The organism is Dellaglioa sp. CoH-57-MRSF-19, assembly GCF_056781975.1.
Window position 1 is genome coordinate 1 of sequence record NZ_JBXAXW010000314.1, and the last position, 248, is coordinate 248.

General features: G+C 59.3%; 1 protein-coding gene. It reads left to right on the forward strand.

The window, feature by feature from the left end:
* On the forward strand, nt 1–204 hold a 204-nt coding region (locus tag AC1RO3_RS09335; RefSeq protein ID WP_481764141.1), incomplete at its 5' end, for a hypothetical protein.
* Nucleotides 205–248 lie beyond the last annotated feature (44 nt).

The following is a 248-nucleotide window of genomic DNA, read 5'->3' on the forward strand; positions in this document are numbered from 1 at the left end:
GAAGCACAGGTACTCGCTCAGGATGAGGCGGTTGTTGCCGCTGTCTTGCGCGCAGGCCGCCCGCGTTGCGATACCAACGTGTTTGCGGCCATCGATGATGCAGGGCTGTTCAAGATCGAAGAACCTGAAGTCCCGGCAGTCGAAGTGGAGCCGGCGTTTTCTCCTGAAACCGCCGAACTTCTCGGTTTGAACCAACAGCAGTAAAGCGGCCATACCGCAACACCCGGCCCCGTGCGCGGTTTTTCGTT